Raw genomic sequence first — 24,949 nt, 5'->3', positions numbered from 1 at the left:
TTATGATAAAGAATATACTTTTTGATTTGGGTGGTGTGATAATCACTCTTGACCAGTCTCAGGCAGTGAGACATTTTAAGGAAATCGGACTGAAGGATGCGGAACAGCGTCTTGATCCTTACACTCAGTCGGGGATATTCGGCGATGTGGAAATGGGGACTATTGATGCAGAGCAGTTTCGTGAAAAGTTAAGTGCTATAATAGGTCATGAGGTGAGCCGTGAGCAGTGTTTGTATGCCTGGAAAGGTTATGTGGGCGATCTGCCACGTCGTAATCTCGTTGCTTTGCGCAGGCTTAGGGCAGAGGGGTATCGTCTTGTGCTTGTGTCAAACACCAATCCGTATATGATGAGCTGGGCAATGAGCACGGAATTTGACGGTGAGGGAAATTCGTTGTCGGACTATTTTGATGCTACATACATGAGTTACCGTTGCGGTGTGATGAAGCCTGACGGGCGTTTCTTTCGTCATGTACTTGACAAAGAGTGTATAGATCCTTCTGAAACGCTTTTCATTGATGATGGACTGCGTAATGTAGAGGCAGCGGCACAATTGGGTATACATACTTTCCGACCGGATAATGGAGCTGATTGGACGGAGGAAATATATAAATATTTGAAATAATGAAGCGAATATATTTATCTGTTATAGTGATGTTTATGGCCATGACAGCAGTTGTGGCCCAAAAGAAACGAGAATTTCGCGGAGCATGGATACAGTGCGTTAACGGACAATTTCAAGGTATGTCTAAGGACGTTATGCAGAAGACGTTGTCTTATCAGCTCGACGAGTTGCAGAAAGATGGTGCAAATGCAATTATTTTTCAGGTTCGTCCGGAATGTGATGCCTTGTATGCCAGCTCGTATGAGCCATGGAGTCGGTTTCTAACCGGTGTGCAAGGGCGTGCGCCGCAGCCGTATTGGGATCCGTTGCAATGGATGGTTGACCAGTGTCACCGGCGGGGGATGGAGTTGCATGCATGGATTAATCCATATCGTGCAAAGACTAAGGGGACTACTGGGTTGGCAGTCAGTCATGTGGCCATAAAGCATCCCGAACGAGTGTTTGGTTATGACGGACAATACATAATGAATCCGGCTCTTGATGAAAACCGTGAATATATATGCCGTGTAGTGGCTGATATAGTACGCCGTTATGATGTCGACGGACTGCATATGGATGATTATTTTTATCCTTATCCTGTAGCCGGAGAAATCATTCCTGACGAAAAACAGTTTCGAAGCAATTCAAACGGTATCAGTAATATTGGTGATTGGCGCCGTTACAATGTGAATATGTTTGTGAAACAACTTCACGATACGATTACTGCCATAAAGCCATGGGTGAAATTTGGTGTGTCTCCTTTTGGTATCTACCGTAATAAGGTCAACGACCCGAATGGCAGTGATACACGAGGATTGCAAAACTATGATGATCTTTATGCTGATGTGTTGCTATGGGTAAACAATGGTTGGATAGATTACTGTGTGCCTCAGATTTATTGGCAGATTGGACATCCCACAGCCGATTATAAAACGCTGATAGAGTGGTGGAACCGTTATGCATCAGCTCGTCCGCTGTATATAGGTGAGGATGTGGAACGTACTGTGAAATATACCGATTTGCAGCGTCCTGCCAGTCATCAGATGCCGGCTAAGATGGCGTTACATGCTAAATCTTCCAATGTGGATGGCATGGTGTTGTGGTATGCAAAGGCGGCAGTGGATAACATCGGTAATTACGGGACCATGCTTCGCAACACATATTGGCGTTATCCTGCATTGCAACCGCTCATGCCTTTTATTGACCATAAGGCTCCGAAAAAAGTTCGCAAGCTCAAACCGGTATGGACAGAAGACGGATATCTTCTGTTTTGGACAGCTCCTAAAGGTCGTGGATGGCAGAACGAGGCTCGGCAATATGTAGTTTATAGATTTGCATCTGATGAAAAGGTAAATACGAATGATGCTTCAAAAATAGTTACGATAACCAGTGATACTTTCCTGAAGTTACCGTATAATAACGGTAGGACTCCCTATACTTATGTAGTGACAGCTCTTGATCGTATTCATAATGAGAGCAAGGCTGTTAAGAAGAAGTTGAAACTTTAGAATCGGTTTTATTAAGAAAATGTACATAATATATCCCTGCAAGTTTATCCATGGCTTTCAGGGATATATTATTTTGATTATCTTTTAAGATTTCAGTCGTTAATCAGATTTTTTAGAAAATCATCGAGTTCCTCATCGAGTCCGGCCATGAGTTCTGGATATATTATAACGGTGTCATCGTCCACGACATACAATTCGGCAATAGGATCTTTCTCCTCGTTTTCAAGAACAAAAGAATATGGTTTGAGAATAGACATACTGTCGATTATATCTTTGTTTTTCTCAATACATTTCCTTATAATTGAAATTATAGAATTGTGGAAAATGTTGCTTGTGTCTCCAATCCACTGTTCTATTACAGAGCGTGTAATCTCATTGTCGTCATCATCGAAGGCCACAAACTCGCCCGTCTCTTGATTGACACGCAGATGAATGTCTGTGAGCAGCATGGCTTCGTCGGTCGGAGGAAATTTGTCTGCCACTTTCTTTATGGCTCTCTCGATTTGGTGCAAAGTTTGTTCGGTTGCTTTCATAACTTATAAATTTAGTGTATATCGCATTTTTTATGCGGTTTCATTATGATACAAAAGTATAAAATTAATTGAATAGCCGCAAACGATTACGAATGTTTTTGAAAAATATTTTGTATTTTTTACTGATTATTCAGAAGATAGTATTATCTTTGCATTGTAAAGTCGAGTTTGCAAAACGTAGACTTGACAGGCTTGAAGATTATAATATATCAGGCGGAAAAGTATGATGGAATATAATACTATCAGCTTTAAATCGGGATATACCATAAACTTACATGCCTGAATCAATATGAATGAAAAATGAGTAACAGAATAAAACATTCGGGAATAATCGAAGCGATAGATGGAGAATATGTGAGAGTACGTATTCTCCAAACATCAGCGTGCGCCCAATGTAAGATAGCCGGACATTGTAATTCATCGGAGAGCAAGGAGAAAATGATTGATGTATACAATGTTTCTGATACTTCACGGCTGAAAGTGGGTGATGAAATTATTGTTACTGCTTCGACACGAATGGCAGTTTCGGCTCTTATTATAGGGTTTGGGTTGCCTCTCATAGTGCTTATTGCTGTTATAATAATTGTTCGCTTCATGACATCTGACGAAATAATGGCGGCACTATGTGGTCTTGCTACGCTTGTACCTTATTATATATTGGTATGGTTGGTTCGTGAGAAATTAAGGGTGCGCATGGCTTTTGAGATAGAATAAAATAAGTATAACTAAAACAAATAAAAAATTATGAGTTTCATTTTAGTCGCAGTACTTGTGCTTGGGGCTATCGGACTTGTGGCAGCTGTCGTGCTGTATGTCTGTTCCAAGAAATTTGCTGTGAAAGAAGATCCGCGTATTGCAGATGTTGCGGCTTTGTTGCCGCAGGCTAATTGCGGAGGATGTGGCTTCCCCGGTTGTGGCGGATTAGCTGATGCACTCGTAAAGGGGGCGGATGCCGGAACGTTAGACGGACTGTTTTGTCCTGTAGGGGGGCAAGATGTAATGGGCAAGGTTGCGGATTTGCTTGGTATGGCCATGGCAAATTCGGAGCCAATGGTTGCTGTAGTGAGGTGTAATGGTACGTGCGAACATCGGCCGAAAATTGCAGAGTATTCAGGATTGCGCACATGCACAGCCATGCATGCATGTGGAGCCGGCGAGACTGCTTGCGGTTTCGGATGTCTGGGATGCGGTGATTGTGTTGCCGCTTGTCAGTTTGGGGCCATTACAATAAACAATGAGACGGGATTGCCCGAAGTGGATGAAGACAAGTGTACCTCGTGTGGAGCATGTGTTAAAGCCTGTCCACGTAAGATTATCGAACTGCGTAAAAAGGGACCGAAGGGTCGTCGTGTTTATGTAAGTTGTGTAAACAAGGATAAGGGACCTGTAGCCATGAAGGCTTGCAAGACGGCATGTATAGGTTGCGGTAAGTGTGAGAAAGAATGTCCTTTTGGTGCAATCACCGTCACCAACAATCTGTCGTACATAGATCCTGATAAATGCCGTCTGTGCCGTAAGTGCGAGAAGGTGTGTCCGACACACGCTATAGTAGCTGTCAACTTTCCGGCGTCCAAGCCAAGACCGGTAGCGGAAGAGTCAAAGGACGATGGTGAAAATGTGGAACAAATAAAGACGGAGGCATAAGTATTATGAATATACGAACATTCAGAATAGGTGGCATACATCCAGAGGAGAACAAAATAACGGCAGAGATGCCTACGCAGGTGGCAGCACTTCCCAAACAAGCAATCTTCCCGCTGTCACAACATATCGGGGCACCTACAAAACCGGTGGTGAAGAAAGGTGATAAGGTTAAAGTGGGAACTCTGATTGCCGAAGCCGGAGGATTTGTCTCGGCTCCGATTTATTCATCAGTCTCAGGAACTGTATTCAAAGTGGATACGGCTATAGATGCTACGGGGTATCGTGTACCTGCAATTATAATCAATGTTGAAGGTGACGAGTGGGAAGAGAATATTGACCGTTCGGACTCCCTTGAGACATTGGATGCCCATCCGGAACTGACACCAGAGGAAATTGTCGAGCGCATCAAGGTTGCCGGTGTTACAGGTATGGGAGGTGCGGGCTTTCCTACTTTTATCAAGTTGTGTCCTCCGCCTACGGCTAAAGCCGAGTGTGTGATAATAAATGCTGTGGAATGTGAGCCGTATATAACGTCGGATTATCGTCTTATGATGGAGCATGCCGATGAGATTCTTGTGGGACTTGAATTGCTGATGAAAGCAGCGAAGGTGGATAAAGGTTATATAGGTATAGAGACCAACAAACCGCAGGCCATAGAGTTGCTTACGCAGAAGACGTCCGGTAACCCAAAGATTGAGGTGGTGCCATTGAAACAGCGTTATCCTCAGGGTGGCGAGAAACAGCTTGTGGATGCTGTTATCCGCCGTCAGGTACCGGCTCCACCAGCCATCCCCGTTAATGTAGGTGCAATTGTTCAGAATGTGGGAACTGCTTTTGCCGTATATCAGGCTGTAATGAAGCGTAAGCCTTTGTTTGAACGTTACACTACGGTTACGGGTAAGCGTTTGTCCAATCCGGGCAACTTCCTTGTACGTATGGGTACACCTATGAAGGAACTTATCGATGCCTGTGGTGGTATGCCGGAAGGAAATAACAAACTGTTGGCCGGTGGTCCGATGATGGGAAAGGCACTGACTTCTGTTGACGTGCCTGTATGCAAGGGAACTAACAGTGTAACTGTTATCAGTGAGGATGAGGCCATGCGTAAGTCGCCGCAACCTTGTATACGGTGTGCCAAGTGTGTCAGTGTATGTCCTATGGGACTTGAACCGTTCTTGCTGGCTACGGCTTCGTCAATGCACAATTGGGAAAAGGTTGAGGCCGAGGGCATCACTTCGTGTATAGAGTGTGGCTCGTGCCAGTTTACATGTCCGTCTCATCGGCCGATACTTGACAATATACGATTGGGAAAGAGTACAGTAATGGGTATCATAAGAGCCCGTAATGCTAAAAAGTAAAACAATCATGGGAAAATTAATAGTTTCATTATCACCGCACGCACATGGAACCGACAGTGTGGAGAAGAATATGTATGGAGTGGTGATCGCTCTTGTTCCTGCTCTTCTCGTTTCGTTCTATTTCTTCGGATTGGGTTCGGCTATAGTGTGTGCAACAAGTGTTGTTGCCTGCATGGTGTTCGAGTGGGCTATAACAAAATTTATTTTGAAAAGAGAGAACGGTACTGTTATGGATGGTTCTGCCATTCTTACAGGATTGCTTCTTGGTTTCAACCTTCCGTCCAACCTTCCTATATGGATTATAATCATAGGTGCACTTGTTGCTATCGGCATCGGAAAGATGACGTTCGGAGGACTTGGATGTAACCTTTTTAATCCGGCCCTGGTGGGACGTTGCTTTCTGCTTGTGTCTTTTCCGGCACAGATGACTTCGTGGCCCGTTGCCGGTCAGCTTGGGGCTTATACTGATGCTATGACAGGTGCCACTCCATTGAGTGTAATGAAAGATGCGATAAAGAGTGGTGATGCCTCAGTGCTTGGACAATTGCCAGATTCATTGTCTTTGCTTATTGGCAATGCCGGGTCCGGCGGTGCAGGATGTTTGGGAGAGGTTTGCGCGTTGGCTTTGCTTGTCGGTCTGGTTTTCATGCTTTGGAAGAAGATTATCACTTGGCACATTCCTGTGAGTATCATCGGTACAGTGTTCGTTCTCAGTGGTTTGCTTCACTTTATTAATCCGGTATATGCCGATCCGTTTACTGTAATTTTCAGCGGTGGTCTGATGTTGGGTGCTATATTCATGGCAACCGATTATGTTACATCCCCCATGAACAGTCGTGGTCAGCTTATTTATGGCGTTGCCATAGGTTTGCTGACAATTGTTATTCGTAACTGGGGTGCATATCCGGAGGGCATGTCATTTGCCATACTCATCATGAATGCTTTTACTCCGCTTATCAATACTTATGTCAAACCAAAACGTTTCGGGGAGGTAGTAAAGAAATGAAAAAGTTAGAATCATCACTTACCAATATGATCATTGTGCTTGTGACCGTGGCTGTAGTGTCCGGCGGATTGCTGGCATGGGTGAACAATGCGACAGAAACCCCGATAAAAGAACAGGATGAATTGGCTTTGGCCAATGGTATCAAGAGTGTGATGGGGGTTGAGAATCTTACAGTTACGGCCAATGACGAGCTGAAGAAAAACATTGGAGGCAAGGATTATACTTTCGTCGTGCACAAGACAAGTGATTCTGACGGCAATTTCCTCGGTGCTGCGGTAGAGAGTACGACGATGGGATTCGGCGGTGACCTTAAGGTGCTTGTAGGATTCGACGGAGAAGGCAATCTTCTTGGCTATACTATTCTTCAGCATGCCGAGACCCCGGGACTTGGAGCCAAAGCTGACAAATGGTTCCAGAAAGACGGCAAGGGCAATATCATAGGTCGTCGTATGGATGCTTCAAAGCCGCTTGTGGTGAGCAAGGATGGCGGTGATGTAGATGCCATTACGGCTTCCACTATTACGACACGTGCATTCCTCAAGGCCGTGAATCAGGCTTATGCTGCATATGCAGATCAGGATGTTGATGCTGCAAGCGGTGCGTCAAAGCAGGTTAAGGATATTACCGGTGACGACTTACAGGATAGGGCTGCAAAGTGTGGAACAGAAGAGTGATTAATCATTAAAATGAGAGAAATATATGAACTATATTAAAATATTACTTAACGGCATCATCAAGGAGAATCCTACATTTGTGCTTCTGCTTGGCATGTGCCCTACGCTGGCCACCACTACATCCGCACAAAACGGCATGTCGATGGGGCTTGCCACGATGTTTGTTCTGATATGCTCCAATATAGCAATATCATTGATAAAGAGCATTACTCCCGATAAAGTGCGAATACCGGTATTCATTGTTGTTATAGCATCATTTGTAACAATCCTTCAGATGTGCCTCAAGGCATATTTACCTGAAGTGAACAAGTCTCTCGGACTTTTTATTCCGCTTATAGTGGTAAACTGTATTATTCTTGGTCGTGCCGAGGCTTTCGCTTGTAAGAACAATTCTGTAGCAAGTCTTTTTGACGGACTTGGCATCGGTCTCGGATTTACCGTATCACTGACGTTCCTCGGTATCGTGCGTGAAGTTTTAGGTGCAGGTTCCGTTTTTGGTGTAGTGTTGTTGCCGGAAACATATAACATCTTGTTGTTCATATTGCCTCCCGGAGCATTCATAACGCTTGGATTCCTTATTGCCATCGTCAATAAATTAAAGAAAGCTTAATCACATATGGAATACATACTTATTTTTATATCGGCAATATTTGTAAACAACATTGTGTTGTCGCAGTTCCTTGGAATATGTCCGTTCCTCGGAGTGTCAAAGAAAGTGGATACAGCTCTCGGAATGAGTGCTGCTGTGGCCTTTGTGCTTACACTTGCCACCATCGTAACATTTCTGGTGCAAAAACTTGTGCTTGATGTCTTTGGGCTTCAATATCTTCAGACGATAACTTTCATTCTCGTTATAGCCTCCCTCGTGCAGATGGTGGAGATTGTATTGAAGAAAGTGTCGCCCGCTCTCTATCAGGCATTGGGAATATTCCTGCCGCTGATTACCACTAACTGTGCCGTACTTGGTGTAGCTATCCTTGTAATTCAGAAAGACTATAATATGCTCGAGGGCATTGTATATGCTTTGTCTACAGCCATTGGCTTCGGACTTGCCATGACAGTATTTGCAGGAATGCGTGAGCAACTTGAGATGGTGAACATACCTAAGGGAATGCGTGGCATGGCCATTGTTCTTGTATCGGCCGGTCTGTTGAGTCTTGCCTTTATGGGATTCTCCGGTGTGGACGGAGGGCTGAAGCAGATTTTTGGATTGGAGTAAGTTTAATCAGGAGTACAGGCTTATCGCCTGCAGTGCTTGTTTATGAGCTAAAGACATTGCAATATATAAAGGAATGTTGTATTTATCAAATACATAAACATTAATCCTTTATGATGATGTCGGCTTTAACTGATAATCAGGCATTGCGGGCGATAACTCTTTTAATTATCTGACTTATGAGTAGCTCGCTACATTTTTTCTTACTCAAAGGAATATTCCGCAAATCATTTAAATTAATTTTGTTGATTAACTTAAACTTAAATAATTCCATCTGTTTATTTTCTTGTTTTCCTTTTTTTATGTAATTTTGCATTATCAATTATTCAAAATATAACAATATAACAATGAAACAGACAATATTAGTGACGGGAGGAACCGGATTCATTGGTTCTCATACTACCGTAGAGTTGCAAAATGCCGGTTATAAGGTCGTAATCGTTGACAATCTTTCCAATTCACAGGCAAATGTAGTGGATGGAATTGAGAAGATAACCGGGGTGCGTCCGGCATTTGAGCAGGTAGACTGCTGCGACTTTGAAGCAATGGACAAGGTGTTTGCCAAGTATCCGGATATAGCCGGCATCATCCATTTTGCCGCGAGCAAGGCAGTCGGTGAGAGTGTGGAGAAGCCTCTGCTATATTACCGTAACAATATTGTAAGTCTGGTGAATCTGCTTGAACTTATGCCCAAACACAATGTTAAAGGTATAATTTTCTCATCGAGCTGCACAGTATACGGTCAGCCCGATCCTGAGAATCTGCCCGTGACAGAGGATGCTCCCATCAAACCGGCTGAGAGCCCTTATGGCAATACAAAGCAAGTCAACGAGGAGATTATCCGTGACGACATCAACAGCGGCGCTCCAATTAAAGCCATTCTTCTGCGTTATTTCAATCCTATAGGCTCGCACCCTACCGCTATCATCGGTGAAATGCCTAATGGCGTGCCTATGAATCTTATTCCTTACGTAACTCAGACTGCCATGGGAATACGCGAGCAGCTGAAAGTGTTCGGTAACGACTACGACACTCCCGACGGAACATGTATCCGTGACTACATATATGTGGTAGATCTTGCCAAGGCACATGTGAAAGCAATGGAGCGTGTTCTTGATACGGACAGCGACAAGCTGGAAGTGTTCAATGTCGGTACCGGCAGAGGAGTGAGCACGAAAGAAATTGTCGATGCTTTTGAGGCTGCTACAGGAGTAAAGTTGAATTGGACATTCGCACCTCGGCGTGCAGGTGATATCGAGAAGGTATGGGCTAATCCCGAAAAGGCCAACAATGTGTTGGGATGGAAGGCTGAGACGAGTCTGGAAGATACCTTGAAGTCAGCTTGGAAATGGCAGGAGAAACTTCGTAACGAAGGAATACAGTGATTTCCTTGTCTTGAAAACTTAATATAAAACAGCAATCGGTCAATAAGTCCTTTCGGTATAATGCAAAGTCAGTGATGATGCCGTTTTGACTTATTGGCCGATTCCCGAAGATATTTTAGGACCGGCCTTTTTATGATAAGACCGTGTTTTGTTTTGTGTCTGTGTTGTTTTTTTATCCTCTGATGTGAATCGGGGATAATTCGATTTTTATTTATTACTTTTCCATTCTGTTATGAGTACTTTAGATATTATCTTCCTGTCTTTTGCTCTTGCAATGGATTGCTTCACCGTATCAATCGTCAGTGGCGTTATTCTCCGTAGGTATGTCTGGATAGTTGTATTGCGCATGAGTATACTATTCGGTCTTTTTCAAGCCTTGATGCCGTTTTTAGGATGGCTTGGAACCAATCGTTTCAGTTCCGGTATCGAATCCTTTGACCATTGGATAGCCTTCTGCCTGTTGTTTTTTATTGGTGGAAGGATGATAAAAGAATCGTTTGATACAGGTAAGGACAGGCACTTTTCTCCCGAAAAGCCAAGTACCCAGTTTGTGCTGTCCATTGCCACGAGCATAGATGCGCTTGCCATCGGAATTTCGTTTGCATGTATCGGTTACGGATGTATTTCACAGCTCGTTTTTCCACTTGGCATTATAGGCATAGTCTCTTTTTTCATGAGTATTGTCGGTAATGTACTTGGAGTGCGTTTCGGCAGGACTATCGAACATCGTCTGCGTCCTGAACTTTTGGGAGGTATCATCCTGATGTTCATAGGTTTAAAGATACTTTTGACCCATCTTGATGTGATATAAGCGGAGTCAATGATTTTTTGATTGTAGTTTTAATCAGTTTATATATGAAATTGACAGAACAGCGGAGCAGCATGCTCCATGGCGTATTATTAATTGTATTGTTCTCGTGTGCCGCGTTTTATATATGTGATGTCAGCTTTGTCAAAAGCTTGTCTTTCAGTCCTATGATTGTCGGTATAGTCCTTGGCATGTTATATGCCAACAGTCTTCGCAACAATTTGCCGCCTACATGGGTGCCCGGCATAGTATTCTGTTCCAAGCGTGTGCTGCGCATCGGTATCATTCTTTACGGTTTTCGCCTGACGTTTCAGGACGTTACGGCTGTCGGACTTTCGGCAGTATGTGTGGATGCCGTCATCGTAATGACGACCATTTGCGGCGGTGTCTTTATCGGGCGTATTCTCGGAATGGAGCGTAACATTGCTTTACTGACTTCCGTGGGCAGTGGAATCTGCGGTGCAGCGGCCGTACTTGGAGCCGAGTCCGCCATCAAGGCCAAACCCTATCAGACAGCTGTTGCAGTGGCTACCGTCGTTATATTCGGTACGTTGGCAATGTTTCTTTATCCTGCGCTTTACCGTAGCGGAGTAATGGACCTGTCGCCTGATGCCATGGGAATATTCACCGGCTCGACCATTCACGAGGTGGCCCATGCCGTGGGTGCAGGAAACGCCATGGGGACCGATGTCTCCAATTCAGCCATTATCGTCAAGATGATTCGTGTGATGATGCTTGTGCCGGTGCTGCTTGTGCTCGGTTACTGTGTCTCGCGTGAGGCAGTGAGGGGGAGGGGCACAGATGCTGACGTTGCAGCCGGTGACAGCCGGTCAAAGATTTCCATACCATGGTTTGCCGTGCTTTTTCTTGTCGTTATCGGTTTCAATTCATTTGGAATCCTGTCTCCCGACATTGTCGATTTTATCAATGTCCTGGATACATTCCTGCTCACGATGGCCATGACCGCGCTCGGTGCCGAAACCAGCATAGAGAAATTCCGAAAGGCCGGTTTCAAGCCGTTTCTTCTCGCTTTCATTCTTTTTGTCTGGCTTGTCACGGCCGGCTATCTGATGGCAAGATATCTTGTGCCGCTATTCTGATGTTTTCCTGAACATTTCTTTATATTGATATGACAATATGGAAAAATATACTTATCTTTGTATGACTATTTACTAATTTAAAACAAAAAACTCATGGTGAACAGATTTATTTTGAACGAAGTGTCTTACTTCGGCCCTGGTGCACGCAAGGAGCTTCCGGGCGTGGTCCGTCGTTTTGGCTACAAGAAAGCATTGGTTGTAACAGACAAGAGCCTGATGAAGTTCGGTGTCGCAAAGATGGTGATTGACGAACTCGATGCCGCCGGCATTGTATATGATATATTTGATGATGTAAAACCCAATCCGACGGTGACCAACGTGAAGGACGGCATCGCGGCATGCAAGGCTGCCGGAGCGGACTTTATCGTTGCCATTGGCGGCGGTTCGGCCATGGATACGGCCAAGGGCATAGGTATAGTATGCAACAACCCTGAGTTTTCCGACATCGTTTCGCTTGAGGGAGTGGCCGATACCAAGAAGAAGAGTCTGCCCATCATCGCGTTGCCTACCACAGCCGGTACGGCCGCCGAGACCACAATCAATTATGTGATTGTCGATGAGGAAAACCAGAAGAAGATGGTCTGTGTCGATCCCAACGACATACCGGCCGTTGCCATCGTAGACGCCGAACTGATGTATTCGCTCCCAAAGGGGCTTACGGCTTCGACCGGAATGGATGCCATGACCCATGCCATCGAGGGATATATCACCAAGGCAGCGTGGGAGATGAGCGACATGTTTGAGATTAAGGCCATAGAGATGATACACAAATACCTGCCCATAGCCGTCAACGAGCCCGAGAATCCAGAAGGACGCAACGGTATGGCTGTGGCACAGTATATTGCCGGAATGGCATTTTCCAACGTCGGTCTCGGTGTCGACCACGGTATGGCCCATCCGATGAGTGCTCTTCACGATGTTCCCCACGGAGTGGCCTGCGCCATTCTGTTGCCCACGGTGATGCGCTTCAATGCTCCGGCAGCCAAGGATAAGTATGCCGAGATAGCCAAGGCCTGCGGAGTATATAGAGACGGCATGACTCTTGACGAGGCTGTTGAGGCAGCTTGCAACGAGATTGCCAACCTGTCGCGTATCGTCGGCATACCCGAGCATCTCAGCGAGCTGGGCATTCACGAGGAAGACATACCGGCACTGGCCGAACAGGCCATCAATGATGTTTGCACACCGGGCAATCCGCGCGAGGTGACAAAGGAAGATATCATAGCCATCTACAAGTCTATCCTGTGATGACAGACTGCATATTGTATATTTGCAGAGTGATTTGATTATCGCGAAAGAATAATGCTTAAGTGCATTTCCTATTGGCGTGATTCTGATGACAGGTTGTCATCAGAATCACGTTTGTTTGTATTGTGGGCTTTGGGGTGTTATTGTGATTCTTGTATATTCTTATGATGTCGGCAACAATCACTCGTATAATTTTTCTTTACTTTAACGACTGTTAATCGATATCCGGATTTAAATTTGCGACCAAGGCTCCGAAAACGCTGTATTTTTGCCCAAATGGAGAGTGTTGATAATCAGTGGGTTATGATAACGAGGCTATGTAAAGAAAGCGGAGAGGCACAAATAGCCTTCCGATATAGGCCATATCGCATCCCAATATGGCCTATATTGCATTGCAAAACGGCCCGTTTCGCAAGGTAAAAGCGCCCAAACGGGAGTGTAAAACGGCCGATATTGCAGGATTGTCAGGCAAAGAGCGTGTATTGATGCGGCCTATTGGGTATTATCGCTTTCTATTTCGAAAAAAACGAAATACGTTTTTCTCGGAATAAAACGTACATATTTACGATTTTTAAAATATAAGTTATACACTCTGTTCTTACAGTTGTGTCTCGTACGTGAACATGTCCTTGAAATGCTCCGCAGGCTTTATCGGATTGCGGAACAGCCCGAACACACTGCTGCCCGAACCTGACATTGCGGCATACACGGCTCCGAGGTCGTATAGCCGCTCCTTTATCCGGCCTATTTCGGGGTGCAACGTGAACACACTGTGCTCGAAGTCGTTGACGAGCGTGTCGCGCCATGTCTCCACGGGCTGCATCACTATATCGCGGCAGTTTGCGTCAGGCTGCTGCGGTGTGACGAGCGAGAAAGCATCTTTGGTGGGAACAGGAATGTCGGGGCGCACTACGACGATGTGCCATCCGCCGAGGTCGAGGTCTATGGGATGCAGTTGTTCGCCTATGCCTTCAGCATATGCCGGCCTGCCCAGTATGAAAAACGGGCAGTCGGCACCAAGCAAGGCGGCGTGGCTTATCATTTCCTCCTGTGACATACCGAGCTTGAACGATTCGTTGAGCAGACGTATCATGTATGCACAGTCGCTCGAACCACCGCCCATACCGGCCTGTGTGGGTATGCTTTTGTGTAGATGGGCATGTATGCGTGGCAGGGGATAGCGCTCAGCCAGCATGTTGTAGGCCCTGACTACAAGGTTGCGCTGCTCGTCGCCCTCGATGCTGATGTTGGTCACTTTAAGGTCGCAGGCCGTCGGTGACGGGAAAGCATCGTCCATCGGATATATTTCGAGGGCGTCTTTTATGGGTACAGGATAGAAAACGGTTTCGAGATTGTGATATCCGTCGGCACGCCGGCTTACGACGTTGAGGCCTAAATTTATCTTTGCTATGGGAAATGTTATCATCGTTTTTTTGAGTTTAAAGGTGGATGCAGACAGTTGCACAGATGCAAATGTACAATAAAAACATGATATTATATACAGGCATGGGAAAGAAAATGATTTTTCTTTAGACGGAAGTTACGAAAAAAATCGTAATTTTGCATCCGCCAACAATCAGTGTGGTGATTATTGCATCCGATGCAGTCCGCTTTCGTATCGGGTGATTTTTGATGGAATGAATTATAAAAAAGACAATGGCAGAACAAGATAATGGCAAAGGACGCCGGCAGCCACGCAAACCGGCCCCCGTGGACAATACCTACGGACATCTTCAGCCGCAGGCTTTGGATGTGGAGAAAGTCGTGCTCGGTGCACTGATGATAGACAAGGATGCTTATGCGGTGGTCTGCGAGATGCTCTATCCTGAGAGTTTCTATGAGCCTCGCAATCAGATGATATATTCAGCCATACGCGATCTGAGCATGGCCGAGCGTCCGGTCGATGTGCTCACCGTTACCGACCAGCTTGCCAAGAATGGCAAGTTGGAAGAGGTTGGAGGCCCTGTCTATATATCCGAACTGAGTTCGCGTGTGGCCTCATCGGCCAATATTGAGTATCATGCGCGTATCATAGCGCAGAAGTTTGTGGCCCGCCAGCTGATATCGTATGCCAGCGTGATAGAGACAAAGGCGTTTGACGGTACTACCGATATCGACGACTTGATGCAGGAGGCCGAGGGTGCTCTCTTCGAACTCTCACAGCGTAACATGAAGAAGGAGTACACGCAGATTGACCCTGTCATAAAGAATGCTGTCGAAGTGATACAGAAAGCAGCGGCCAACAAGGACGGACTGACAGGTGTGCCGACGGGCTATCACAAGCTGGACGACATCACGAGCGGATGGCAACCGAGCGACCTTGTCATCATTGCCGGCCGTCCGGCCATGGGCAAGACATCGTTCGCCCTTTCGATGGCCAAGAATATCGCGGCTGACTATAAGGTGCCTATGGCTTTCTTCTCGCTTGAAATGAGCAATGTGCAGTTGGTCAACAGACTTATATCCAACTGTTGTGAGATTCAGGGAAGCAAGATTCTTAACGGACAGTTGCAGCCCGACGAGTGGGACCGGCTGGACAAACGTATGAACGGACTGATAGGTGCGCCGTTGTATGTGGACGACACTCCGGGACTTTCGGTCTTCGAATTGCGTACCAAGGCGCGCCGTCTGGTGCGTGAGCATGGTGTCAAGATTATCATGATAGACTATCTTCAGCTGATGAATGCCAACGGTATGCGGTTCAGCAGCCGTCAGGAAGAGGTCTCTACCATATCACGCTCACTGAAGGGACTGGCCAAGGAGCTGGATGTTCCTATACTTGCATTGAGCCAGTTGAACCGTGGTGTGGAGTCGCGTGAGGGATTGGAGGGCAAGCGTCCGCAGCTTAGTGACTTGCGAGAGTCGGGAGCCATCGAGCAGGATGCCGATATGGTGCTTTTCGTTCATCGTCCCGAGTATTATCATATTTATCAGGATGACAACGGGCGCGACTTGCATGGCATGGCTCAGATAATCATAGCCAAGCATCGTAAGGGTGCAACGGGAGATGTGTTGCTGACTTTCCGTGGCGAATTTACGCGTTTTGAGAATCCCGAAGATACCAAGTTGCGTCGCGGTTCTACTCCTGATAGTGGTGAGATTCTCGGATCCAAGCTGAACGGCGGTGCCATGTCGGGCAGCGATATGTCCGACATGGCCGGTGGTTACGATCCGTTCTCAATGGGGATGATGCCGCCTCCTGGCGGTGACGGACCGATGCCTTTTTAGTAGTCTGTATTTCTTTGGTTCAGAATTTTAAAGGAGTCAATGGTAACGAAAACCCATTGGCTCCTTTAAAACTTAAGTGAGAGTGAAGCTGCTCTCACTGGTATTTCTCCATGAGTCCTTCTGCCTGGGTGTCGCCCAGTTCCTTTGCTTTCTGAAGGTTGGCCAGCCCGTCTGTCTTGTTGCCTTTAAGACATTGTGCAAGGCCGAGAAACAGATACCCGTCGCTCAGCGAACTGTCAAGCTTTATGCAGGCTTTGGCTGTTTCGATAGCATCGTCAAGAAGTCCGAGACGTACCTCGAACGATGCTTTCTCGGCGATATACAGTGTGCTTTTCGGATTCTTTTCTATTGCTTTGTTCATGTCGTTTATGGCTTGTTGATACATATGGCCGTCCATTTCGACAAGTGCCCGTATATAGTAGAAACGGTCGGTGAGTTGCGAATACATGAGATGTTCGTATTCGTTGTAGTCGGCTACGGCTTTCCGGTACTCTTTCATGGCACTGAGCCTTTGTGCGCGGATGAGCAGATATGGTGCTGCCTCTTTGAGGTATGGACGGCTGAATGTGTTTATGGCACTGTCGAGCATAGCCACCATGGCTGTCGAATCGCCTGTCATCTCTTTGCAGCGCGCAGCCTCGTAGTATATTTCTGCGGTACGGGTGCCTTCGGTAAGTATGTCTTTGTATATATCGTATGCTTCGTCATATCGCTTTTGGGCAAATCTTATCTGTGCCTTACGCTGGCGGTATATGGCAAGCGGATTTATCTTGTATGCTTCTTCGGCTTCTTCGGCAGCGCGGTCAAGTGACCACGCTTCGTAAGGACTGTCGGACATGTACAGTTCTTTCTGGTATATCATTCCGGAGTAGCTGTAGTGTACTTCGTCTTTCTTTTCGGCAACTTTGATGGCCTGGGCCATGTCGCGGTCGGCGGCACTGAAGTTTTTCGCTTCGGTATTTATCTTGGCTCTGTATATATAGCCGTCTGATGAGTCTGGAAACTTGCGTATAAAGTCTTCCACCATGCTTGCATATGTCGCAGAGTCTGTCGTCGATGCAGCCACGTACATTGTCAGTATGGCCTGATTGAGCTCATCAGGCAAGTCTTTTTTTATGGCCGTGCTTCTCAGTACGGGGTCGTTGATGCTCAGTCCGCTTATTTTCAAGTCGGCAGCAAAGGTTGTGCTGACAGCATGGTACGTGTTGCCGCCGGTCTTGGCAGACTCCTGTATGATACCTATGGCTTCGCCCGCATCATTGAGCAGTGGACAGCTCATGGCGTTTTCAGGCATGCCGGTCATGCTGACGGTGTAGTATCGGTAGTTGTCTTGAAATGTCTCTATCCTGCTGATTTCACCTTTCGTTGCAGGCGGAGTCTTCTTTACACTGTAGGGGATGAGCCATGTTGCTGACCCTTCGGCTGCGGTCGCGGATGATATTGGCAGTGGAGTGGTGCGGCGTGCGGTGGTACGGAATTTTGCCACATCGTATGTTTCGTTTGCTCCAAGGAGGTATTCAACATCCCATTCCTTGCCTTGGGCATCGATGACGATTGCTTTCGAGGCTCCGCGGAACGGGGTGAAACTGCTGACAGCCTCGCCCGACTCACCTATATAGAATCCGTTTGTGCTGCCGGTCATGGTGCCGTCAGCGGCAAATGCCTTCAGAGTGAACACTGATTTGGCTGCCTGTTTGGTCCATTTGGGCTGTTGGGCAAAGGCGGTGCTTGTGGTAATGGCAATGCTGATTATTGTTATGATGAAGTGTCGTTTCATATTTTTTTTATATTTTCAAGAGTTGTTTGGCGTTGTTTATTGCAGCTTCCGACACGTCGCTTCCGCTGAGCATCTGGGCTATCTCGCGTATACGTTCGTCGGGGGTGAGCATTTGCATGTGGCTGATGGTGCCGTCGGTCGTGTCTTCCTTGTATACTTTATAATGTGTTGTTCCGAGGGCTGCTATCTGCGGAAGGTGGGTTATGCTGATAACCTGACGGTCGGAGCGGCCCATCTGCTGCATTATCTGTGCCATCTGTTCGGCAATCTTGCCGCTCACGCCGGTGTCTATCTCATCGAAGATGATGGTTGGCAGCTTCACTGCACCGCTTATCATGGCTTTAAGCGAGAGCATCACACGGGCTATCTCACCGCCTGATGCTACTTGGGCGACGGGCTGGAGCTGGCCGCTGCGATTGGCACAGAACAGGAACGATGCCTTGTCGGTACCGTTCTTTCCCAATGGCTCGTTGTCGATTGCCACCCGGAATTGCACGTTGGGCATCCCTAATGTCGATAGACGGGTGAGCATTTCGCGTTCTATTTGTGCTGCTGATGCCCGGCGTGTGGTGCTGATTGTTGCGGCCTGCCTTTCGCATTCGGCTTTGATTTCGGCAATTTCCCGTTCCAGTTCGTTGAGCGTACCGTCACTGTTTTCTATTTCGTTGAGTTTCTTTTCAAGACTGTTGCGTAGTTCTGTCAGTTCGTCGACAGTGTTGCAACGGTATTTCTTCTCAAGATCGTAAATCTTGTCAAGACGGCTGTTGATGGCGTCAAGCTCGGCAGGATCGAAGTCTATGTCGTCGAGCATGCTGCTTATTTCCAGTGAAATGTCTTTCAGTTCGATATGACAGCTTTCCATGCGTTGGGCAAGTGTCTCGGCAGCCGGCATAACTCTTATGATGGAGTTGATTGCGTTTACAGCTGAATGTAGGTTGCTTACCACACCGGTACCGTCGGCGGACAATTGTCTGTCAGCGTCATACAGTGCGCTTTTTATTTCCTCCGAATGGCTCATGGTATCAGCTTTTTGCTCCAGCTCCTCCTGTTCGCCTGAAATCAGGCCGGCCGATACCAGTTCGTCGTATTGAAATTGCAGGAAGTCTGCATTCCGGCGGTTGCCTTCTATTTCCTCACGCAGCTCGTCAAGTAGGCGTCTTTTTTGTGTATATAAGGCATATGTTTCTTGGTATCTGTCGAGCAGTGCTGAGTTGTCGGCTATTATATCAACCACGTTGAGTTGGAAATCCTGCTTGTTGATGAGCAGGTTCTGATGTTGGCTGTGTACGTCAACGAGCATTTCGCCGAGTTCCTTTAGCATGGAGAGTGGGGCAGGACTGTCGTTGATGAAGGCCCGGCTTTTGCCTGTTGCGGTCAGTTCACGTCGTATGATACAGTCGTAGGCATCGTATTCGATGTCATTTTTTTCAAAAAAAGGTTCCATGCCGTATCGTGACAGGTCAAAATGGGCCTCTATCACGCATTTGGCCGCGCCGTGTCTTATCATCTTTGAGTCGGCACGCTGACCGAGTAATAGCCCTATGGCCCCGAGGATGATACTTTTTCCGGCTCCGGTTTCACCTGTTATGACGGAGAATCCGGACTTAAACTGCATGTTGAGCGTGTCTATCAGTGTGAAGTTGCGTATGTATAGCTGCTTTAGCATGATATTATTGCTTTATTTTGTTCCACGAGCTGCTTTGCGAGGCGTTGATGCCCATTAGTATGTCGTATACAGACTCTTTCTCTTTTTGGGTTCCTTTGCCTTTATATATATTGACAAGCTCATCCTTTTTGTAGTCTGTCCATATTTGTGGCAACAGGCTGAGTGGTTTGTTCTCGTGGGCTTGTTTCAAATTCTGTTGTAATGCAGTGGTGACTTCGGTGCGTCCACGCTCCACATTGTTTGCCATTTCGTCCAACCCCTTCCGATAGTAATCGTATTGCAGCATGCGGAACGGTTTCATGCCTTCTTCCATGTAGTCGTTGATAATGGCGAAGCGGTTGCGGCTGTTTTCAAAAGCTTTCCATCCGGTGAAGTTGAGATTCTGCGTGTTGTTTACCAGATATAGGCAGCGTTGCAGCACGTCTGTGCCCCCGAGCGGTGAAAAACTGTCAAGGTCGAGACCTATTATCAGATAAGCGTAATAGGCAAAGAGAGCCGTCAGCTGGTTGTCGACATTCTCATCATTATAGTTAAGCTGGTCAAACTGGGCGAATTCAAAGTTGAAGTCAGCGTCCTTGTTGTTGTATAGCGTTGTTGTGTACTGAGAGTTGTATACAGGTCGGTTGGCCTGTATCATTGCGGTACATTCAAAAAGGTTGTTGGTCTTGTCGTATTTATTGATGGTTATGTTGAAGTTGCATACGATGCGTTCGTTCTTCTGAAACTGCAATTCTGTCCATTGACGTTCGTTTACAAACTGCTCAAGTGTCTGCTTGAGGTTTTCGAACACGCTCACGTCCGTTACACCTACCTGACTGTGGTTGATGTTGATCTTTGCCTGTAATTCTTGAGCATATGCCCCAGTGACAGACATCAGTACGGCCATTGTCATCAAAATTCTCTTAATCATGCAATGCTCTCTCTCATTTACAGTATGATGGATTGTGTATTCGTATGTCATGTCTATGACATTATGTCTGACAGGCAGGATACTATATCACATGCCACTTCATCCTTGCTTTTCTTTGGATAGGCCTTTGCCCCGTCTGCCGAGATGATTGTTATCTGGTTCTCATCGGTGCCGAAACATGTGCCTTTGTTGCGTAATGAGTTGAGTACAATAAAGTCGAGATTCTTTCTTTTAAGTTTGCTTTCGGCATTGGCATTTTCATCGTCGGTTTCCAGCGCAAAGCCGACAAGTCTCTGTCCTTCACGTTTTCTGCGTCCCAACTCCGCGGCTATGTCTTGTGTGGGACAGAGTCTTATAATCAGATCGTCTTTCTCGCGTTTTATCTTTTTGTCGGCAATGTTTTCAGGACGGAAGTCCGCCACGGCAGCACAGAGTATGGCTGCATCACATCGGTCAAATTCTTCGATGGCTGCGTTGTACATCTGTTCACAGTTTTCCACGTCAATTCTTGTTATATTGGCGTTTCGTGTATTTAATGTTACAGGTCCGGATATGAGTGTGACTTTGGCACCGCGTGCGGCACATTCCTCGGCAAGTGCAAATCCCATCTTTCCGCTTGAGTAGTTTCCGATGAATCTCACCGGGTCTATCTTCTCGTATGTCGGTCCGGCAGTTATCATTATTTGCTTTCCGGCAAGGTCATGCTGCGCTTCTGAAAAAAAGTCGTCGAGTGCTTTTACGATGGTTTCCGGCTCTTCCATGCGTCCCTTGCCTTCAAGCCCGCTGGCCAAAAATCCACTTTGCGGTTCAATGATATGATTGCCAAACGAACGCAGGCGGTCAAGATTCTGCTGGGTTGAGGGGTGGGCATACATATCAAGGTCCATTGCAGGAGCAATGAATATCGGGGCTTTCATTGAAAGGTATGTCGTGATTAGCATGTTGTCGGCCACTCCTCCTGCCATTTTTCCGAGTGTAGCAGCCGTACATGGAGCTATCAGCATGGCATCTGCCCATAGACCAAGGGTTACGTGACTGTTCCAAGTACCGTCGCGTTGTGAGAAAAACTCGCTGATTACCGGTTTCTGTGTCAGTGCAGACAGGGTGATGGGTGTGATGAATTCTTTGCCTGCAGATGTAATGACCACTTGTACTTCAGCCCCACGCTTCACCAGTCCACGTATGATGTAGCATGCTTTGTATGCTGCTATCGAACCGGTGATGCCTAATACTATCTTCTTGCCTGTTAGCATTGTAAGCCTTACTTATATATTGTTAACTGTTAAGTTTGCTTTCGCGCAATCTGATACGTGTGAGTACTTGTTTGGTGTTGTAGGTGAAGTCACCGGACAGTATCCAACTGTAATATCCCGGATCGAATCTCAGCACTTGAGCTACTGACTCTCCTTTATGCTTGCCGAAGTTGAATACTTCTGTCATCTGTGGCTTTCCGTCCTTGTCGAGTACCTGTTTCCCGTTCTTGTCCTTTACTTCACTCCAAATGATGCGGCCGGCGAAGTCCACATTGTTGTTTTGGCGTGAAAACTCGGACAGGAAAGCTACATCGTTCTGCAAATGTCGTTCCTTATCCGGTTCGGTCTCGGGATTGTACTTGTCCAGTTGTCCCATCAGCACGCGGTATGTAGCCTCTGTATCCTGATCGGCGCGATGTGCCTCGAAATCTTCTTCCATTTCCCGGCCGCAATAAAACTTATACGCAGCAGCCAGATTGCGGCGCTCCATTTTATGGAAAATGTTTTGAGCGTCTATGAGTCTGCATTTTGCGAAGTCAAAGTCAATACCTGCACGGAGGAATTCCTCAGCAAGCATGGGAATGTCGAAGTGATTGGAGTTGAAACCGGCAAAATCACATCCTTTGAACGATTCGTTCAGTCGTGAAGCAATGGCCTTGAATGTCGGTTTCCCCTGTACGTCAGCATTGCTTATACCTGTCAGTGAGGTCACGAGTTCCGGTATGGGTCTTTCCGGATTTATCAGTTCGTTGCCACGTTCTTCCCGTCCGTCCGGATATACTTTTATGTAAGATATTTGTATTATCCTGTCTTTTACCAAGTCCAAGCCCGTTGTCTCCAAATCGAAGACAACGAGTGGTTTCTGTAAATTCAGCTTCATTGTATTTGTTTATATTCTTTAATCGTTTATGAGCATGGGCATCATCAGCATAAGTACATCTTGATTCTCGGGCTGTTCCGATGGCAGTACAAGTCCGGCGCGACTTGGATCTGCAAGATGAATCATTATCTCCTGACTGTCGAAATTGCTAAGTATCTCGATGAATGACGACCCTTTGAATCCTATGCTCATCGGCTGTCCGGTATATTCGCACGACATTTTCTCTGTGGCGGTCTTTGAGAAGTCATAATCTTCGGCATCAAGCTGCAACACTCCGTTTTCAATATGGAATCTTATCAGATTGCTCGAATCGTTGGCAAATGGCTGCACTCGGCGCAGAGCGCTTAACAATGCCACACGGTCTATGCATATTTGGTTGGGATTGTTCTGCGGAATTACCGAATTGTAGTTAGGATAGCGGCCCTCTATCAACCGGCATGTAATAGTTCCGTCACCGTAGTTTATTTCGGCATTGCGCTCGTCAAACTTGATGGTCACATCGCCACCATCCTTCGACAGAAGGTTTTTGAGAAGAGTGGCCGGCTTTTTGGGAAGAATGAAAGAGGCGGGAGTTTCGCTGCTGATGTTGAATATCTTGTTGCGCACAAGTTTGTGTCCGTCGGTAGCCACTATGGCCAGACATTCGGGTGTCAGGTCGAAATATATTCCGTTCATGACCGGGCGCAACTCATCTTGTGCTGTGGCAAATATGGAGTGGTTGATGTTGTCAGAGAGCACATTGCTCGCTATTATAATTGTTGTTGCATTGCCGCTTATTTCCTGAGCCTGTGGAAATTCATCAGCGTTTTCTACCGGCAGTGAGAAATGTCCGTTCTGATAGCTTATTTTTGCAATATTTTCCTGTTGGTTTACTTCGAAGGTAATTGGTTGTTCGGAAAATCCTCTCACTGCCTCGAGCAAGTCGTGGTTGCCGATGGCAAACTTGCCGTTGCTGTCGCTTTCGGTCAGTTCGACGGATGTTTTCATCATGTTCTCGCTGTCTGATGCTGTGAGATGCAGAGTATTGTTTTCCACCTCGAACACAAAGTCAGACAATATCGGCAGTGAATTCTTACTGTTTATAACTTTCGATAAAGCCACGAGTTTGCTGCTGAGTGCAGTGCTTGATAATGTAAATTTCATGATTATTTATTTTTTGTTTTATCCGTTATATTAATGACTACAAAAATACTAAATAACTGCGTGAAGAGCAAAAATATTTTTGAAAAATGCTCAAATTAGAACTATTTTTAGTAATTTCGCAATCTGAAAAAAGGAAAAACAACGTCTTCGTCGACTTAAATGAGCAAAGCCGGACTTGTCTGATTTCTGCCATGAAAAGAAAACGAATATTAAAAATGAACATATTTTAAATAAGAACAAAATGGAAATAACAGGTAAAATCATCGCTGTACTTCCTGCTAACAGTGGTGTATCGGCACGCACGGGCAATCCGTGGATGTCGCAGGAGTATGTATTGGAGACCCACGATCAGTTCCCGCGCAAGTGCTGTTTCAGAATTTTTGGTGAAGACCGGATCAAGCAGTTCAACATACAGGCTGGAGAAGAATTGACCGTATCTTTTGATATTGACGCACGTGAGTATCAGGGTCGTTGGTTTAACAGTATCAATGCATGGGCCGTGAACCGTGCCACCCAGACTCAACCTGAGGCACAGCCAATGTCCGGTGCCATGCCATTCCCGCCGGTTCAGTCCGCAACCCCGTCCGATCCGTTTGCTGCACAGCCGCAGGCTCAGAGCGAGGGCAGCACAGACGATCTGCCTTTCTAAGTTATAAAAGCGCATCGTTAACCTACTATAAAGGAAAGCGACAAAGCGACCGGCGAATCATTGCCGGTCGCTTTGTCGTTCGTATAGTTACGATGTTTTTATCATAGGACATTTGTTGCGCATCCAATAGTGGGCATGGCATAATTGTGAATTTATAATCCCTAATGTAGCGTTACTGCTTCGGGGACTCTGTAACAATTTGATCATGAAGGAGCCTTTCCCGTTCGGTCGGGAGAATTGTTTGACCTTGTCAGAAGATCATCGTGAGGAAGTGATGTTAATAACATAACCAAGTAAAGTTATTGACTTTACACCCTAAAATTAATAACTTTACTTGGTTATGTTATTAGCATCACTGACT

At 46.3% G+C, this 24,949-nt stretch carries 23 protein-coding genes; 15 read left to right on the top strand and 8 right to left on the bottom strand.

Going from position 1 to position 24,949, the window contains the following annotated elements:
• Positions 1-2: 2 nt before the first annotated feature.
• Both HPS55_RS07465 and HPS55_RS07460 read left to right on the top strand, forming a co-directional pair.
• Positions 3-623, top strand: coding sequence for an HAD family hydrolase (locus tag HPS55_RS07465; RefSeq protein WP_172175481.1), 621 nt, complete (start codon positions 3-5; stop codon positions 621-623).
• Entirely contained in the window at positions 623-2,110 is a 1,488-nt protein-coding gene (locus tag HPS55_RS07460) for a glycoside hydrolase family 10 protein (RefSeq protein WP_172175483.1), read from the top strand. The genes HPS55_RS07465 and HPS55_RS07460 overlap by 1 nt, the downstream gene beginning before the upstream one ends.
• A 92-nt stretch (positions 2,111-2,202) precedes the next feature.
• Here HPS55_RS07460 and HPS55_RS07455 read toward each other — a convergent pair whose 3' ends face one another.
• On the bottom strand, positions 2,203-2,643 hold the full coding sequence (locus tag HPS55_RS07455) for a hypothetical protein (RefSeq protein WP_172175485.1): 441 nt from the start codon (positions 2,641-2,643) through the stop codon (positions 2,203-2,205).
• Between the two features lie 300 nt (positions 2,644-2,943).
• Here HPS55_RS07455 and HPS55_RS07450 point away from each other — a divergent pair, with 300 nt between their 5' ends.
• From HPS55_RS07450 to fucO, 11 genes are all read left to right on the top strand, one after another.
• On the top strand, positions 2,944-3,357 hold the full coding sequence (locus HPS55_RS07450; RefSeq protein ID WP_172175487.1) for a SoxR reducing system RseC family protein: 414 nt from the start codon (positions 2,944-2,946) through the stop codon (positions 3,355-3,357).
• A gap of 30 nt (positions 3,358-3,387) precedes the next feature.
• The gene (locus tag HPS55_RS07445) at positions 3,388-4,287 is read left to right on the top strand and encodes a Fe-S cluster domain-containing protein (RefSeq protein WP_172175489.1); all 900 of its coding nucleotides are present in this window, start codon (positions 3,388-3,390) and stop codon (positions 4,285-4,287) included.
• A gap of 5 nt (positions 4,288-4,292) precedes the next feature.
• The gene (rsxC, locus tag HPS55_RS07440; RefSeq protein WP_172175491.1) at positions 4,293-5,645 is read left to right on the top strand and encodes an electron transport complex subunit RsxC; all 1,353 of its coding nucleotides are present in this window, start codon (positions 4,293-4,295) and stop codon (positions 5,643-5,645) included.
• 7 nt (positions 5,646-5,652) lie between these two features.
• Complete coding sequence (locus tag HPS55_RS07435) at positions 5,653-6,651, top strand: RnfABCDGE type electron transport complex subunit D (RefSeq protein WP_172175493.1); 999 nt, start codon at positions 5,653-5,655, stop codon at positions 6,649-6,651.
• A complete protein-coding gene (locus HPS55_RS07430; RefSeq protein WP_172175495.1) occupies positions 6,648-7,325 on the top strand; it encodes an RnfABCDGE type electron transport complex subunit G in 678 nt (225 codons plus the stop codon). The genes HPS55_RS07435 and HPS55_RS07430 overlap by 4 nt, the downstream gene beginning before the upstream one ends.
• Positions 7,326-7,350: 25 nt before the next feature.
• Positions 7,351-7,935 (top strand): electron transport complex subunit RsxE, encoded by a 585-nt coding sequence (gene rsxE / locus HPS55_RS07425; RefSeq protein ID WP_172175497.1) that lies wholly within the window; start codon positions 7,351-7,353, stop codon positions 7,933-7,935.
• A gap of 6 nt (positions 7,936-7,941) precedes the next feature.
• A complete protein-coding gene (gene rsxA, locus HPS55_RS07420) occupies positions 7,942-8,544 on the top strand; it encodes an electron transport complex subunit RsxA (protein ID WP_172175499.1) in 603 nt (200 codons plus the stop codon).
• 344 nt (positions 8,545-8,888) lie between these two features.
• The gene (gene galE, locus HPS55_RS07415) at positions 8,889-9,926 is read left to right on the top strand and encodes a UDP-glucose 4-epimerase GalE (RefSeq protein WP_172175501.1); all 1,038 of its coding nucleotides are present in this window, start codon (positions 8,889-8,891) and stop codon (positions 9,924-9,926) included.
• A 232-nt stretch (positions 9,927-10,158) separates the two neighbouring features.
• The gene (locus HPS55_RS07410; RefSeq protein ID WP_172175503.1) at positions 10,159-10,737 is read left to right on the top strand and encodes a manganese efflux pump MntP; all 579 of its coding nucleotides are present in this window, start codon (positions 10,159-10,161) and stop codon (positions 10,735-10,737) included.
• A gap of 44 nt (positions 10,738-10,781) precedes the next feature.
• Positions 10,782-11,834, top strand: a complete 1,053-nt coding sequence (locus tag HPS55_RS07405) for a YeiH family protein (protein WP_172175505.1) — start codon at positions 10,782-10,784, stop codon at positions 11,832-11,834.
• Positions 11,835-11,927: 93 nt separating this feature from the next.
• The gene (fucO, locus tag HPS55_RS07400; RefSeq protein WP_172175507.1) at positions 11,928-13,082 is read left to right on the top strand and encodes a lactaldehyde reductase; all 1,155 of its coding nucleotides are present in this window, start codon (positions 11,928-11,930) and stop codon (positions 13,080-13,082) included.
• A gap of 598 nt (positions 13,083-13,680) precedes the next feature.
• Here fucO and ispE read toward each other — a convergent pair.
• Positions 13,681-14,508: a 4-(cytidine 5'-diphospho)-2-C-methyl-D-erythritol kinase gene (gene ispE / locus HPS55_RS07395; RefSeq protein ID WP_172175509.1), complete on the bottom strand. Its 828-nt coding sequence runs from the start codon at positions 14,506-14,508 to the stop codon at positions 13,681-13,683.
• Positions 14,509-14,738: 230 nt separating this feature from the next.
• Between ispE and dnaB the strand changes: the two genes are divergently transcribed.
• Positions 14,739-16,310, top strand: a complete 1,572-nt coding sequence (gene dnaB, locus HPS55_RS07390; protein WP_172175511.1) for a replicative DNA helicase — start codon at positions 14,739-14,741, stop codon at positions 16,308-16,310.
• A gap of 94 nt (positions 16,311-16,404) precedes the next feature.
• On the opposite strand, the gene HPS55_RS07385 is transcribed toward dnaB, so the two are convergent.
• The 6 genes from HPS55_RS07385 to dnaN are packed head-to-tail and all read right to left on the bottom strand — an operon-like array spanning position 16,405 to position 23,939.
• Entirely contained in the window at positions 16,405-18,087 is a 1,683-nt protein-coding gene (locus tag HPS55_RS07385; RefSeq protein WP_172175513.1) for a tetratricopeptide repeat protein, read from the bottom strand.
• 7 nt (positions 18,088-18,094) lie between these two features.
• Positions 18,095-19,753: a DNA repair protein RecN gene (gene recN / locus HPS55_RS07380; RefSeq protein WP_172175515.1), complete on the bottom strand. Its 1,659-nt coding sequence runs from the start codon at positions 19,751-19,753 to the stop codon at positions 18,095-18,097.
• 4 nt (positions 19,754-19,757) lie between these two features.
• On the bottom strand, positions 19,758-20,663 hold the full coding sequence (gene porD / locus HPS55_RS07375; protein WP_253945796.1) for a type IX secretion system protein PorD: 906 nt from the start codon (positions 20,661-20,663) through the stop codon (positions 19,758-19,760).
• A gap of 53 nt (positions 20,664-20,716) precedes the next feature.
• On the bottom strand, positions 20,717-21,916 hold the full coding sequence (gene coaBC, locus HPS55_RS07370; protein WP_172175517.1) for a bifunctional phosphopantothenoylcysteine decarboxylase/phosphopantothenate--cysteine ligase CoaBC: 1,200 nt from the start codon (positions 21,914-21,916) through the stop codon (positions 20,717-20,719).
• Positions 21,917-21,938: 22 nt separating this feature from the next.
• Complete coding sequence (locus HPS55_RS07365) at positions 21,939-22,796, bottom strand: 3'-5' exonuclease (RefSeq protein ID WP_172175519.1); 858 nt, start codon at positions 22,794-22,796, stop codon at positions 21,939-21,941.
• 18 nt (positions 22,797-22,814) lie between these two features.
• A complete protein-coding gene (gene dnaN / locus HPS55_RS07360) occupies positions 22,815-23,939 on the bottom strand; it encodes a DNA polymerase III subunit beta (protein ID WP_172175521.1) in 1,125 nt (374 codons plus the stop codon).
• A 241-nt stretch (positions 23,940-24,180) separates the two neighbouring features.
• Here dnaN and HPS55_RS07355 point away from each other — a divergent pair, with 241 nt between their 5' ends.
• Positions 24,181-24,588: a DUF3127 domain-containing protein gene (locus HPS55_RS07355; protein WP_172175523.1), complete on the top strand. Its 408-nt coding sequence runs from the start codon at positions 24,181-24,183 to the stop codon at positions 24,586-24,588.
• Positions 24,589-24,949 lie beyond the last annotated feature (361 nt).

Origin of the sequence: Xylanibacter rodentium, from assembly GCF_013166575.1 — a bacterium.
GTDB classification, from domain to species: Bacteria; Bacteroidota; Bacteroidia; order Bacteroidales; family Bacteroidaceae; genus Prevotella; species Prevotella rodentium.
This window is presented reverse-complemented; position numbering and strand designations above follow the sequence as displayed.

Bases quoted from the DNA above. Each gene is read 5' to 3' on its own strand.
- fucO (WP_172175507.1), top strand. From the start codon at position 11,928: ATGGTGAACAGATTTATTTTGAACGAAGTGTCTTACTTCGGCCCTGGT.
- HPS55_RS07385 (WP_172175513.1), bottom strand. From the start codon at position 18,087: ATGAAACGACACTTCATCATAACAATAATCAGCATTGCCATTACCACA.
- HPS55_RS07365 (WP_172175519.1), bottom strand. From the start codon at position 22,796: ATGAAGCTGAATTTACAGAAACCACTCGTTGTCTTCGATTTGGAGACA.
- porD (WP_253945796.1), bottom strand. From the start codon at position 20,663: ATGATTAAGAGAATTTTGATGACAATGGCCGTACTGATGTCTGTCACT.
- HPS55_RS07465 (WP_172175481.1), top strand. From the start codon at position 3: ATGATAAAGAATATACTTTTTGATTTGGGTGGTGTGATAATCACTCTT.
- HPS55_RS07435 (WP_172175493.1), top strand. From the start codon at position 5,653: ATGGGAAAATTAATAGTTTCATTATCACCGCACGCACATGGAACCGAC.
- rsxA (WP_172175499.1), top strand. From the start codon at position 7,942: ATGGAATACATACTTATTTTTATATCGGCAATATTTGTAAACAACATT.
- recN (WP_172175515.1), bottom strand. From the start codon at position 19,753: ATGCTAAAGCAGCTATACATACGCAACTTCACACTGATAGACACGCTC.
- rsxE (WP_172175497.1), top strand. From the start codon at position 7,351: ATGAACTATATTAAAATATTACTTAACGGCATCATCAAGGAGAATCCT.
- dnaN (WP_172175521.1), bottom strand. From the start codon at position 23,939: ATGAAATTTACATTATCAAGCACTGCACTCAGCAGCAAACTCGTGGCT.
- HPS55_RS07430 (WP_172175495.1), top strand. From the start codon at position 6,648: ATGAAAAAGTTAGAATCATCACTTACCAATATGATCATTGTGCTTGTG.
- HPS55_RS07445 (WP_172175489.1), top strand. From the start codon at position 3,388: ATGAGTTTCATTTTAGTCGCAGTACTTGTGCTTGGGGCTATCGGACTT.
- HPS55_RS07460 (WP_172175483.1), top strand. From the start codon at position 623: ATGAAGCGAATATATTTATCTGTTATAGTGATGTTTATGGCCATGACA.
- coaBC (WP_172175517.1), bottom strand. From the start codon at position 21,916: ATGCTAACAGGCAAGAAGATAGTATTAGGCATCACCGGTTCGATAGCA.
- dnaB (WP_172175511.1), top strand. From the start codon at position 14,739: ATGGCAGAACAAGATAATGGCAAAGGACGCCGGCAGCCACGCAAACCG.
- ispE (WP_172175509.1), bottom strand. From the start codon at position 14,508: ATGATAACATTTCCCATAGCAAAGATAAATTTAGGCCTCAACGTCGTA.
- HPS55_RS07355 (WP_172175523.1), top strand. From the start codon at position 24,181: ATGGAAATAACAGGTAAAATCATCGCTGTACTTCCTGCTAACAGTGGT.
- HPS55_RS07410 (WP_172175503.1), top strand. From the start codon at position 10,159: ATGAGTACTTTAGATATTATCTTCCTGTCTTTTGCTCTTGCAATGGAT.
- HPS55_RS07455 (WP_172175485.1), bottom strand. From the start codon at position 2,643: ATGAAAGCAACCGAACAAACTTTGCACCAAATCGAGAGAGCCATAAAG.
- rsxC (WP_172175491.1), top strand. From the start codon at position 4,293: ATGAATATACGAACATTCAGAATAGGTGGCATACATCCAGAGGAGAAC.
- galE (WP_172175501.1), top strand. From the start codon at position 8,889: ATGAAACAGACAATATTAGTGACGGGAGGAACCGGATTCATTGGTTCT.
- HPS55_RS07450 (WP_172175487.1), top strand. From the start codon at position 2,944: ATGAGTAACAGAATAAAACATTCGGGAATAATCGAAGCGATAGATGGA.
- HPS55_RS07405 (WP_172175505.1), top strand. From the start codon at position 10,782: ATGAAATTGACAGAACAGCGGAGCAGCATGCTCCATGGCGTATTATTA.